Source organism: Brevundimonas sp. TWP3-1-2b1 (assembly GCF_049896165.1).
Taxonomy (GTDB): domain Bacteria; phylum Pseudomonadota; class Alphaproteobacteria; order Caulobacterales; family Caulobacteraceae; genus Brevundimonas; species Brevundimonas subvibrioides_B.
In genome coordinates this window covers 1-12,764 of sequence record NZ_JAFCTT010000025.1, presented here as the reverse complement: position 1 = coordinate 12,764, position 12,764 = coordinate 1, and the positions used below count along the sequence as shown (strand labels likewise).

Genomic DNA, 12,764 nt, shown 5'->3' with positions numbered 1-12,764 from the left:
CCCGGCCTGCCCAAGACCCGATCCGGCAAGATCATGCGGCGGATCCTCAGAAAGATCGCCGAGAACGATCTGGGGTCATTGGGGGATACGTCGACGCTGGCCGATCCGTCAGTGGTCGATGACCTGGTGAAGAACCGGGGTGAGTGAGACTCCAAAAAGGGAGCCGATAGAGTCGACAGAGTCGCGTGGGGCGGATGTGTTCGCTGTGACGGCTGGACGCGCGGCAGCGGGATTGCGATGTCAAAGACCTGATCGGGGACGTGATGGCGCGGGGCGGTTGCCGCAAGGGCCAAGAAGGAATAAATTCACACTTTGACGTTGCGCTCGCAAAATTCCCGTGCATCCCCGCGAAGGCGGGGACCCAGGTTTTAGCGACAGCTCGGTGGGCAGGATTGGCTTCAGAGCGCGCTCGGTCCCGATCATCGCCCAAAGAACCGGGCCCCCGCCTTCGCGGGAATGCACGGATTTTGGGGGCCCGTTACCTAGTTGGCTGGCAGCGTCGGCACGAAATCCGGGTCGATCAGGCAGGGTTGGCCGTAGGTCTCCGCCCGTGACCGACACGCTTCCACGACATCCTGCGCGTCCGGCTTCTCGCCCGTGTCCAGCCAGTGGGTCATGGCGATCAGCAGGCCGGCATACTGGGGGAGACTGAGCTGGCTGTGCAGGGCCTCGGTGGTGAAGACCTGGGTCAGCAGGTTCGAGCGGCCGGCCCCGCCGACCGTCTGCGCATAGATCGCCTCGTGCTCCACGAAGACCGTCGGGTCGTAGCGGGCGTGCAGCGTCAGGGTCGGCAGCAGGATGGCGCCGGTCAGGTCGGCGTCATAGGCCAGGGCCGCGACGGCCGCCGGATCGGCCTCGAACCGCTCGACGCCCTGGTTCAGGGCCACGTCGTCGTCCGAGCCCTGATAGGTCGTTCCTGCGTTGGAAAACGGATTGCCGCCGTCCAGGCGTTCCCAGACCATGTCCTGGAACAGGTTGGTGCCCCAGGCGAGGTGGGAGACCAGACTGTCCGCCGTTACGCCCACCACCGACAGGATGTTCCTCAGCGCGTCGGCCTGGGCGCGGGTGCGGGCCTCGGGGGCGAGGCTGAGGCCGGTGCAGTCCTCGACCCGCGCGGCGATGTCGGCGCGGGGCATGGCGGCGCCCTCGGGCAGACCCTGCCAGAGCGGGTACCGGGTCTCGGTCGGGCGCGGGTGGTTGCGGCAGTAGAACTGATAGACGGCGCGCAGGTCGGCCCGGAACGTGTAGCCGCGCGTGCCGCCGGCCAGCAGGCCGCTGGTCAGGATGACGCCGTCATAGTTGCGCTCCCCGTCGGCCGAGACAGCATAGAGCTCCGCCGCCTTGGCCGCGACATTGCCGCCCCAGGACTGGCCGTGAAGCAGGGTGCGCTTCGGCTTGCCGAAGGCGTCCCAGACGATCCGGCGCAGATCGTCGGTATCGCGGGCCGCCATGCGCACGCCATAGCCGCCCCGGCGATAGGTCGAGCCGGCCCAGGCGTAGCCCTCGCTGACCATGACGGAGAAGCGTTCGAGATCCTCGACCGGGTCGTTGCGCCTGGGCTCGGCCGTGCGCGGGCCACCGTGCGCGTGGACGATCAGGGTTCCGTTCCAGTCGTGCGGCCGGGCGATCCAGAACCAGGCTCCGTCCGACGACCGACCCGAGGAACAGGTCGTCCCCTCCGGCAGGCTGGCCGGGCACTCGGCCGGCTCCGGTGCGATGGCCTGGGCCGAGGCGGGCAGAACGCCCGCCCCGATCCAGCTCAGGGCCACGACGGCTCCTGTCAAAAGGAGGGGGGTCGATAATACAGAACGCATCGTCCCCATCCGTCGCAACCGCCTAGAACTCCTTGGCCATCGACACGTACCAGTAGCGACCGTAGGGGCGATACAGCGAGCCGAGGTAGCCCGAGGACGACAGCGGCGGACGCTCGTTGGTGATGTTGCGTGCGCCGAAGCGGATGCGGCTGTTGGAGGCGAAGCCGTTGTTTTCCTCCCACTCGTACTGGCCGTAGAGGTTGCCGGTCATCTGGCTTGCGACCTCCCAGGCATTGCCCGAGGCGTCCAGCAGGCTCGTATCGTCCACCGCCGAGATATACTGGGTAAAGGCGCCGACCTGCCACGGCCCCTGGCTCCAGGTGAGCGAACCCGACAGCTTCCATTCCGGGCGGCCGTTCTGGGCCAGCAGATTGCGGGAGTCCGGCAGCGGCGTGGCGGCGTTGATGGTCCCGGCGGCGCGTGCGGCATACAGGGCGTCCACGGCCGGACCCGCTTCACGACCGAACTTGATCAGCTTGGCGGCGTCGATATTGACCCGGAAGCTGCCGAGCGGGGTGTCCCGCAGACGCCAGTTGAACCCGATGTCCATGCCCTCGACGTCCTGCGGCAGCAGGTTGACGAACCGGTCGCTGATCGAGGTGATCACACCCGCCGGCGTCAGGCCCGTACCGGCGAACAGGGCGATGTCGTCGGCGTTGACCGCGGCGCGTGTCACCAGAGGGTTCGAACGACCCTGGACCCGCTCGGCGTAGTCGAGGACCACCGCGTTCGGGCCGCCGAACAGGCCGACGATCTTCTCCTGCTGGATGCGCCAGCGGTCGACCGTGAAGGTGAAGTCACCCCACTCCGCCGGAATGAACTGGGGCTGGAAGACGACGCCGTAGGACTGGTTCTTGCTCTCTTCCGGCTCGAGGTCCGGGTTGCCGGAGACCAGCAGCGACGCGCCGATCGAGCGCGAGCAGGCGCCGAAGGTGGCGATCCGTCCGGCTCGAAGATCCGCCTCGCAGCGGATGTAGTCGGGGTTGGTCGACAGGCGGCCGTAGGTGGCGGTGTTGACCTGTTCCAGGTTCGGCGCGCGGAAACCTTCCGAGTAGGAACCCCGGATCCGCAGGCCATCGACGATGTCCCAGGCGGCCGCGACCTTTGGCTTGGCGACGTCGCCGAAGTCCGAATAGTGCTCGGCCCGGCCGGCGACCTGGAACTCCAGATTATGGACCAGCGGGATGTTCATTTCCGGCGACACGACCGGGATCGCGAGTTCGACATAGGCCGAGGTCACGGAACGCTCGCCGTGGGTGTCGGGGTTCTGGCTGACGGCGATGACGTTCGACAGCTGGACCGCGCCGGTGACCGTGTCGCGGAACGGGTTGGAGCCGTCCAGGTTGGAATCGCGGTCGTCGTTCTGGGTCTCCTTGCGCGCCTCGAAGCCGAAGGCCAGACCGACATCGCCGGCCGGCAGGCTGAACAGGTCGGGACGCGAGACCTTGAAGTCATAGAGGGCCAGGGTCGTGCGGCTCTCGCGCTTCAGGGTGAAGCTGATGGCGTCGATCGCGGCCTGGGAGCTGGGCGAGCAGTCGCCATAGCTGGTCTGGGCGATGCAGCCGCCGCTGAACGGATTGTAGGCGTCGGGCGTCGACAGAGCGAGCGAGGCCTGCAGCGCCTGGGTGTTCACGGCGAGGGATTCATCCGTCGCCTCCGCTTCCGAATAGACTAGGGCGGTTTCCCAGTCCCATCCGCGCCATTCGCCGCGCAGGCCGCCGAGGGCGCGGGCCTGATAGTTGGTGACGTTGACCTTCTGATAGCCGGCGTCGACGAAGCGGTACTGGTTCAGGGTAATGGCCAGGCCGGTGACCGGGACATTGGTCAGGCCCGAAATGCGGTTCGGGTTCACCTGGCCATTGGCGAAGGTCACCGGGCCGAACGGGTTCCAGTAGTTGGTCGTCGGGATGGTGAGGGTGTTCAGATTGATCACCGGCGGCTGAATCCGCTGGGTGTCGGCCGTATAGTAGCCCAGCTCGCCGAAGGCGGTGACGCTGTCGTTGATGTCGTAGTGGCCCTGCAGGAAGACGTTGAGACGCTGGGTGTCGGGCAGGATGGTGGTGCCGGGCGCGGTGTCGAAGCGCAGGTCGCGCTGGACGCCGTTGAAGTTCAGAGCGCCGGAGCCCAGGCAGATGTTGGCGTCATTGGCATTGGGAACCAGACAGCCCGTCAGGGTCGTCGGCTGGATGTGGAAGGCGCCGGCGGCTGTGGTCAGGGACGTCGTGCCGCGACGGATCGCCGTGGTCGCCCCGACGACCGCGAAGTTGCCCCAAGCGCCGCGCGTGTTGCGGGCGTCCGGCGTCAGGCTGGAGGCGAAGGCCTCATTCCCCGCGAACAGAAAGCGCAGGTTGTCGGTCGCCGTGTACTCCTGGTCCTCGGCGCGGAGGGCCGCACGGTCCGTGTAGTCGATGTAGACCGAGATATTGCCGCGATCGAAGTCCTTGCCGGCAAAGACGCCGAGATTGAACTCCTTCAGGTGGGTGCTCTCGGCACCGCCGTACTGGGCGTTCATTTTCAGGCCGTCGAAGTCGTCCTGGAGCACGGTGTTGACCACCCCGGCCACGGCGTCCGCGCCGTAGATGGCGGCCGCGCCGTCCAGCAAGATCTCCAGACGCTCGAGGCCCGTCACCGGAATGGCGTTGGAGTTGTAGGAGAGGACGGGGACCGTGCCGGTGTCCGACGTGCCCTGGCTGGTCGGGTGCTGCACGATACGGCGGCCGTTCAGCAGCACGAGGGTGTTGCCGACGCCCAGCGAGCGCAGGTTGACCGAGTTCACGTCGCCGCGCGCCGCGTTCGAGGTCTGCGGGTTGTTGGCCGCCGAGAACAGCACGTCGCCCATCTGGGGGATGGACCGCAGCAGGTCGTCGCCGTTGACCGCGCCGGTGGCCAGGATCTGTTCCTCGCTCAGCACCGTGACCGGCAGGGCGGCGGTGACGTCCGCGCCACGGATCTGGGAGCCGACGACGACGATGTCGTCGACCGACGAGGCGTCCTCGCCGTTCTGGCTGGCCTGATCGGCGATCGACTGTGCCGCCTGCGACAGCTGGGTCGTCGAGGGCACTGGCGCGGGGTTTTGCTGCGTCGTCTGCGCCCAGACGCCAGGGGCGAAGGTCAGCAGGGCGGCTGCGGCGGTGGTCGCGAGCATCGCGGTCTTCGTCGAATTCATGTCATTCTCCCAAAGTCTTTTTTGTTTTCAGGCACGGCAAGGTCAGTCGGCGGCGAGCACCGCATCGTCTTCAGGTCTGGCGCCCGGGGTGAGCCATTCGGGGCTTCCCGCAGGGCGTCACGGTCGAGTTCGCCCTCCCGCCGTGCGGCCACCAGCGTCGCCACCGCCTTGTCCTGGCGCCTTCGCTCAGAATGATGCACGGGCTGTGACGTAGTAGTAGGCTCCGTTGAAACCGAACTGCCCGGCGTTGCGGGTGTAGGGCGTCTGGCCATCGGAATAGTTCGCTGCCTGACCGACATTGCCGCCCGCCAGACTGTTCCACTTGTCGGGATAGACGTCGAAGACGTTGTTCGCGCCTGCCGTCAGCGTGACGCCGTTGTCGAAAGCATAGGTCACGTTGAGGTCGACCAGTTGTCTGGCCTCAAACGTCTGGACGCAGCGGTTCACGGCGTTGCAGGCCACATTGCCGTCTGCGGCGTTCAGGCCATTGCTGTTGGCCTCAACCGTACCGAAATGGGTCGCATTGGCGCCAAAGGTCCAGGGCCCGTGGGTGTAGTTGCCGGACAACAGGATCTTCACGCGCGGCTGGGCCACCTCGATCAGTTCGATGGCCGTCTCTCCCAGCAGCAGGCGGCTCTGGTTCGCAGCCGATGCGCCGACCAGAATCTGCGGCGGGGTGGCGCGCTGCGAGACCACTTCGGTGCTCGCATTGGTGCCCGACAGGGTGACCCGCAGATCGTCCGATCCGATCGAGGTGCGATAGGTGACGACCGCGTCGATGCCTCGTGTCTCGGTGTCGATCTGGTTGGTGAAGAAGCGAATCTCGCGCACGCCGGGGAACAGGGCCGCCACGGCCGGGAAGCTGGCGGTCAAAAGACCGTCGTTGATGGCGATGCGGTTCTCGATGTCGATGGCGAAGGCATCGAGCGTGAAGGACACCTGACCTCCCAGAACGTCGGGGTAGTCCCCGGTCAGGCCGATGCTGAAGCTGTCGGACGTCTCGGCGATCGGATCTTCGATGCCCAGCGTCGCCAGCCGGGGATTGTCGCTGGAAATCTGCTGCGTCTGCAAAATCAGATTGTTCTGGACGGTCGAGGTCGTGACCCGGTTGCCGATCTGGGCCAGCGACGGTGCCCGGAAGCCCCGGTTGTAGGAGCCGCGCACGGCCAGTTCGTCATTGAACTTGTAACGGGCCGCCAGCTTGCCGGCGAGACTGCCCCCGAAGTCGCTGTATTCCTCGTAGCGCAGGGCCGTGGCGATCAGCAGGGCATCGCTGACGTCGGCCTCGATGTCGATGAAGGCGCCGACGTTGGTGCGGGTGATGTCGATCTCGTCGGCGGGCGCATAGCCGGGACGACCGTTCGATCCGGGGCTCTTGCCCGTGATCGCCAGCGGACCGACCGCATAGGATTCCGGTGAGCCGCGTGACACCTCAAACCGGTCCTCGCGCCACTGGGCCCCGACAGCGACGTTCAGGTTCTGCAGGAAGCCGACAGGCCCGAAGTCGCGCGAAGCGGTGAAGTCGACGATCTGTTGCTCGAAGGCCGTACGCCCGACGTAGAAGTCACGCGGGCTGGCGGCCCCCAGAGAGGCGTTGGTCGTATTGTTGGCCCACTGGTCCAGATGGTTGTGGCCAAAGCTGTAGGACAGATCCAGGTCCCAGCCGCCCATTCCTCGCTTGATGCCGCCGACCCCCGAATAGTCGATGGCCTGGCCGGGCAGGACCGGGATGTATCCGTCCGGATAGATCGACAGGTTGGAGTTGGCGAACGTCGCCGGTGCGCGGAAGAAGCCCGCCGCGATCACGTCCTTTTGTGAATAGCCGCCGAAGGCATACAGGGTCCCGCCACCCGACAGGGGGAGTTCGGAGTTGATGAACGCCTGTTGGGTCTCGTTCTCGTTGGACCCGTAGGTCCCGATGACGAACGGCGTCGTGGGATAGACGCCACGGTCCACGCGCGGGTTGGCGGTGGTGTAGGGGAAGGCGGGCGTGGGACCGGTCACGCCATAGGTGGCCGGCGTCGCCGGATACAGAACGCCCGTATAAGGGTCCGAACGGTTCGTCGGATCGGTGGAGAAATACTCCAGCGTATAGTTGAAGAAGCCGCCGTCGCTGCCCAGCGGCAGACCCTGGTTCAGGGCGATCTTGCGGGTGAATCCATCGCCTTCGCCGTTGATGCCCAGGGTGCCGCTGACGTTCGTTTCACCAAAGCCGCGACGCAGCTGGATATTGACGATGCCGGCGATGGCGTCGGAGCCGTACTGGGCTGCAGCACCGTCCCGCAGCACCTCGATCCGTTCGACGGCGGCGGAGGGCACACTGTTCAGATCTGATACGACCGTGCCCAGGCCAGGCGCGACGTTCAGGTTCAAGCCCGAGAACTGGTGGCGACGATGCCCGTTGATCAGCAGCAGGACCTGGTCGGGAGAGAGGCCGCGCAGCGACGCCGGATCGGCGAAATTGGTCGCGCCGTTGATCCCGAACTTGGTCGAGTTGAAGGACGGCGAAGTGAATTGAAGTTGCTGGCCCAGGTCCGTCTGGCCCGTCGACAACAGTTCCTCCGCGCCGACGACATCGACAGGCACCGGACGCTCGACATCGGTGCGGGGCCGGCCGCGCGAACCGACGACGACGATGTCATCGACGCTGCTGTCGTCTTCCTGCGGTTCGGCGGCGACATAGGGTGTCTGGGCCTGGGCCTGGCTCGCCAGCAAGGCCAGCAGGGCGGTTGCACCCAGAAGCGCGGTGCGTTTGAAGTTCCTCATGTTAGCCTCCCTCTCTGATTTTCCGGCGCCTGTTTCGACGCCTGGTTCCTTGGTCTAGTCGCGAGCGACCACGAGATCGTCGCCGGGTCCGGCAGCCGGATCGGGTTCGGCGGCGAGCGGACGCGGCGAGCCATCCAGCGCCTCGCGCAGGGCGTCGCGATCAAGCTCGCCCTCCCAGCGCGCCACAACGAGGGTCGCCACGGCGTTGCCGATGAAGTTGGTCAGGGCCCGGCACTCGCTCATGAAGCGGTCGATGCCGAGGATCAGTGCCATGCCGGCGATCGGCACAGTCGGCACGACGGCCAGCGTCGCCGCCAGGGTGATGAAGCCGGCGCCCGTGATGCCCGCCGCCCCCTTGGAACTCAGCATCGCGACCAGCAACAACAGGATCTGCTGCTCCAGCGTCAGGTCGATGTTCAGCGCCTGGGCGATGAACAGGGCGGCCATGGTCATATAGATGTTGGTGCCGTCCAGATTGAACGAATAGCCGGTCGGCACGACGAGGCCGACCACGGACTTGGACGCGCCGGCTCGCTCCATCTTCTGCAGCAAACTGGGCAGCGCCGCCTCGGACGACGAGGTGCCGAGCACCAGCAGAAGCTCTTCCTTGAGGTATCGCATCAGCTTGAAGATTGAGAAGCCGTTGGCGATGCCGACCGCGCCCAGCACCCCGATCACGAAGATGGCGGCGGTCAGGTAGAAGGTGGCGACCAGGGCGATCAGGTTGGCGATCGTCTCGATGCCATAGGCGCCGATGGTGAAGGCGAAGGCTCCGAACGCCCCGATCGGCGCCGCCTTCATGACGATGGCCACCAGCTTGAAGAAGGCCGCGCTGACCGATTCCAGGAAGGTCAGGACTGGCTTGCCGAGGTCGCCGACCGACGCCAGCGCGATGCCGAACAGGACCGAGACGAACAGGACCTGAAGGATATTGCCGGTGGAGAAGGCGCTGGCGAAGGTGTCGGGAATGACGCCGAGCAGGAAGCCGATGATCGTGGTCTCATGCGCGGCGGTCGAATACTGGGCCACCGCCCCGGCGTCGAGCGTCGCGGGATCGATGTTCAGGCCACGGCCGGGCTGGACCACATTGCCGACCACCAGACCGACGATCAGGGCCAGGGTCGAGAAGACAAGGAAATAGGCGAAGGCCTTGGCCGCGACCCGGCCGACCCGGCCGAGATCCCGCATGCCGGCGATGCCGGTGACGATGGTCAGGAAGATCACAGGGGCGATGACCATCTTCACCAGCTTGATGAAGGCGTCGCCCAGCGGCTTCAGGCTCTCGCCGAACGCCGGCCAGAAATGTCCGATCAGCCCGCCGAGCAGGATCGCGCCCAGAACCTGGACGTACAGGTGGCGATACCATGCGCGAGGCGCGCCGGACGCGTGACCTGGATCGCTCGTGAGCTGCATCCGTCCTCCCTTGCGACCGTGGTCGCGCTGTTTCCGCACGGTCTGACGCCGTGTCCCAAGACCGCAGTTTGGCCGCAATCCAGATGAGGACCAAACCCGAATTGTTCGCATTCAAGTCACTGTTTTATCTGTATTTCTTTAGCCCTCATCTGAATTTTGGCCGGAAATCCAGCCACCGATATGGTCTTTCTGTGCGGAATTCCGCATGCTCGCCAAATGACGGCGTCCCCGCTCGATCAACTCGGCAGCCTCGTTTCCACCCGGTCCTCCCGGCCGTGGCTGGTCCTGCTGCTGTGCTGGCTGGTCGCCTGCGGACTGGCCATGACGGCCGCCGGAGAACTGGCCCGCCGCGACGCCCAGGCCGACCTCGCCCGTCAGGCCGACGCCGCCGCCGTCCTCCACGCCGCCGTCCTGCGCAGCGAACTGGAGAAGCACCGCTCCCTCCCCGTTGTCCTGTCGCAGGACCCCGAGGTCGTCGGCCTCGTCGCCGGCCCGGAGCGCCAGGCCGCCGACGCCGTCAGCGCCAAGCTGGAAGCCCTCGCCGCCCAGACCCGCGCCGCCGCCATCTATGTGCTCGACAGGAACGGCGTCGCCCGCGCCGCCAGCAACTGGCGCGAGCCCACCAGTTTCGTCGGCTCCGACTATGCCTTCCGGCCATATTTCAAAGGCGCAATGCAGAACGGGGAGGCGGAGTTCTTCGCCCTCGGCACGGTCAGCGGACGCCCCGGCCTGTATCTCGCCCGCCGGATCGGAACCGCCGCTGCGCCGATCGGCATCGTGGTGGTCAAGGTCGAGTTCGACGCTCTGGAGGCGGACTGGCGCGGCTCCGGCGAGCCTGCCTATGTCACGGATTCCCGCGGCGTCGTCCTGGTCACCAGCGTGCCGGAATGGCGGTTCCGCCGCAGTCGCGACCTGACCGCCGCCGAGCGCGAGGAGATCCTGGCCGACCAGACCCTGAGCGGTCAGGCGCTGGCGCCTCTGCCGTTCGACAGCGAGGCGACGGGCACGCATCGGATCGTACGCGCCGCCGCAGGCGGGCCGTCGGCGGAGTGGATTCTCGCCCACACCGGGACGGATACGCCCGGCTGGACCCTGCATCTGCTGGATCCGATCGGCGGCGCCATTGTCGCCAACGTCATGAGCGCCCGGGCCGTCGCAGGGCTCCTGATCACCCTGCTCGCCGGCGGCGCAGGCGTTCTGCTGCGCCGCCGCCAACAGGCCATGGCGCGCGCCGAGACCGAGGAACGCGCCCGCGCCGAGCTCGAGCGCCGGATCGATGAACGCACCCTTGAGCTCCGTGCCGCCAACGGCCAGCTGAACCGCGAGATCGACGAGCGCCGCCGCGCCGAGGCCAGCCGCGAAGCCCTCCGCGAGGAACTGGTCCAGGCCAACAAACTGGCCACTCTCGGCCAGATCGCCGCCGGTGTGGCCCACGAGATCAACCAGCCCGTCGCCGCCATCCGCACCCATGCCGATACGGCCAGCGCCTATCTTGATCGCGACGACCCGGAGTCGGCGCGTCGCAGCCTGGGTCGCGTGGCCGAACTGACCAGCCGCATCGGCGCCATCACCGACGAACTGCGCGCCTTCTCACGCAAGAGCACGAAAGGGATCTCCTCCGTCTCGCCCGCCGCCGCCATCGACGGCGCACTCCTGCTGATCGGCGGGCGGCTGCGCGAAGGCGGCGTCGAGCTGGTCCGCACCGGCGCGGGCAATCTGCAGGTTCAGGCCGAGCCGATCCGGCTGGAGCAGGTCATCGTCAACCTGGCCCAGAACGCCTTCGAGGCCATGACTGACGCCGGAACGGCCGAACCCAGACTGACCATCGACGTCGCCCGCAAGGGGCGTCGCGTCGAGATCGTCATCAGCGACAATGGGCCCGGCGTCGATGCGGTCGTCGCGGCGGCGCTGTTCACCCCCTTCGTCACGACCAAGTCGGCAGGACTGGGCCTCGGCCTCGTCATCTGCCGCGACATCGTGGCCGGCTTCGGCGGCGAACTCAGCCTGAGGCCGGGCAAGTCCGGGGCCCGGTTCGTGATAGCCCTGAAGGCCGCCGCGTGAACTTCTCCCGCCCTCGCTGCGTCACCCTGATCGACGATGACGATGACTTCCGCAGCGCCCTGCTGGAGCGGCTTCAGCTTGAGGATCTGGAGGTGCAGGCCTTTGCCTCGGCCGAGGCCGCGTTGAAGGTGCTGGGTGCCGACTATCCGGGTGTCGTGGTCTCCGACCTGCGCATGCCCGGGATGGATGGGCGCGGCCTGCTGGCGCGGCTTCAGGCGCTCGACCAGGGATTGCCGGTCGTGATGATCACAGGCCACGGCGACATCGCCGACGCGGTCGATGCCCTGCGCAACGGCGCCTACGACTTCGTGGCCAAGCCGTTCGACTTCGGCCGGCTGTCCGACAGCCTCAACCGGGCGCTGGAGAAGCGCGGACTGGTCCTCGACAACCGCGCCCTGGCGGCGGAGGTCGGGCGCGCGACACCGGACCTGCCCTTGCTGGGGTCAAGCCCGGCGATCGCCCGCCTGCGCACAGTCATCGAACAGGTCGCGGACGCCGGAATGGATGTCTTGATCGAGGGCGAGACGGGCGTGGGCAAGGAGGTCGTCGCCCGCGCCCTGCACAACAGCGGCCGGCGGCGCGTCCATCCCTTCGTGCCGATCAACTGCGGGGCCCTGCCCGCTGGCCTGATCGAGAGCGAGATGTTCGGCCATGAGCCGGGCGCCTTTCCGGGCGCAGTCAAACGCCGCGTCGGCCTAATCGAACAAAGCCACCGCGGCACGCTGTTTCTCGACGAAATCGAGAGCATGCCGATGTCCGCCCAGGTTACCCTTCTGCGGGTCGTCGAACAACGGGAGATCCAGCCTCTGGGCGCGTCAGGCCCGCGCCAGCTGGACCTGCGTATCCTCGCGTCGTCCAAGGCGGACCTGAAGCGCGCGGTCGAGCGCGGTCAGTTCCGCGAGGATCTGTACTACCGTCTCAACGTCCTGAAGCTGCGGGTGCCGCCGCTGCGGGAGCGGCGCGAGGACGTGCCGCTGCTGTTCGCGCATTTCCTGGCGCGGGCCTCCGGCGATCGCCAGCGGACGCCTCCGCTGATGAGCACCGCCGTCCGGCGCACCCTGATTGAGCATGATTGGCCGGGCAATGTGCGGGAGCTGGCGCATTTCGCCGACCGGGTCGCAATGGATATCGACAGACCAGCCGCACTCGGCTCGGCCGAAGACGCGGGCGCCGGCCTGGTCGACCGGCTCGAACGGTTCGAGAAGGCGGTGCTGGAGGAGGCGTTGCATCGCCACGCTGGCGACGTCGTCGCCATGACCGACGCCCTGCGGGTTCCCCGCAAGACCCTCTACGACAAGTTCCGCCGTCACGGCCTGCGTCCGGGCGATTTCCGCGCACGAGATGAGGTCGGCTAGGGCTGCGGCGGCTTGGGAGCGTGGCTTCGGACAGCAAAAAGCCCCGCGGCGAACCGGCGGGGCTTTGAGATCTTGGGTGCGGGAGCAGGATTTGAACCTGCGACCTTCAGGTTATGAGCCTGACGAGCTACCGGGCTGCTCCATCCCGCGGCAAGAGCGGCGTTGTGAAGGAAGATGTTCGAGAAGACC

At 66.9% G+C, this 12,764-nt stretch carries 7 protein-coding genes and 1 tRNA gene; 3 read left to right on the top strand and 5 right to left on the bottom strand.

The annotated features are described in order from the left end of the window. Positions 1-147, top strand: a 147-nt coding sequence (locus ACP7AB_RS16505) for a hypothetical protein (protein ID WP_426046192.1), incomplete at its 5' end; no start/stop codon positions are given. Positions 148-482: 335 nt separating this feature from the next. Here ACP7AB_RS16505 and ACP7AB_RS16500 read toward each other — a convergent pair. The 4 genes from ACP7AB_RS16500 to ACP7AB_RS16485 all read right to left on the bottom strand — a co-directional run bounded on the left by ACP7AB_RS16500 (position 483) and on the right by ACP7AB_RS16485 (position 9,159). Further along, positions 483-1,769: an alpha/beta hydrolase family protein gene (locus ACP7AB_RS16500; RefSeq protein ID WP_425993061.1), complete on the bottom strand. Its 1,287-nt coding sequence runs from the start codon at positions 1,767-1,769 to the stop codon at positions 483-485. 67 nt (positions 1,770-1,836) lie between these two features. Continuing rightward, the gene (locus ACP7AB_RS16495) at positions 1,837-4,980 is read right to left on the bottom strand and encodes a TonB-dependent receptor domain-containing protein (protein ID WP_425993059.1); all 3,144 of its coding nucleotides are present in this window, start codon (positions 4,978-4,980) and stop codon (positions 1,837-1,839) included. A 186-nt stretch (positions 4,981-5,166) separates the two neighbouring features. Beyond that, positions 5,167-7,746: a TonB-dependent receptor plug domain-containing protein gene (locus ACP7AB_RS16490; RefSeq protein ID WP_425993057.1), complete on the bottom strand. Its 2,580-nt coding sequence runs from the start codon at positions 7,744-7,746 to the stop codon at positions 5,167-5,169. Between the two features lie 54 nt (positions 7,747-7,800). Further along, a complete protein-coding gene (locus tag ACP7AB_RS16485; protein ID WP_425993055.1) occupies positions 7,801-9,159 on the bottom strand; it encodes a dicarboxylate/amino acid:cation symporter in 1,359 nt (452 codons plus the stop codon). A 216-nt stretch (positions 9,160-9,375) separates the two neighbouring features. Here ACP7AB_RS16485 and ACP7AB_RS16480 point away from each other — a divergent pair, with 216 nt between their 5' ends. Further along, the gene (locus ACP7AB_RS16480; RefSeq protein ID WP_425993053.1) at positions 9,376-11,220 is read left to right on the top strand and encodes a sensor histidine kinase; all 1,845 of its coding nucleotides are present in this window, start codon (positions 9,376-9,378) and stop codon (positions 11,218-11,220) included. Beyond that, positions 11,217-12,575 carry a sigma-54-dependent transcriptional regulator gene (locus ACP7AB_RS16475; protein ID WP_425993051.1) on the top strand — a complete coding sequence of 453 codons (1,359 nt, stop codon included), beginning with the start codon at positions 11,217-11,219 and terminating at the stop codon, positions 12,573-12,575. Before ACP7AB_RS16480 ends, ACP7AB_RS16475 begins: the two co-directional genes overlap by 4 nt. A gap of 73 nt (positions 12,576-12,648) precedes the next feature. On the opposite strand, the gene ACP7AB_RS16470 is transcribed toward ACP7AB_RS16475, so the two are convergent. After that, positions 12,649-12,725 (bottom strand) — tRNA-Met (locus ACP7AB_RS16470). Positions 12,726-12,764 lie beyond the last annotated feature (39 nt).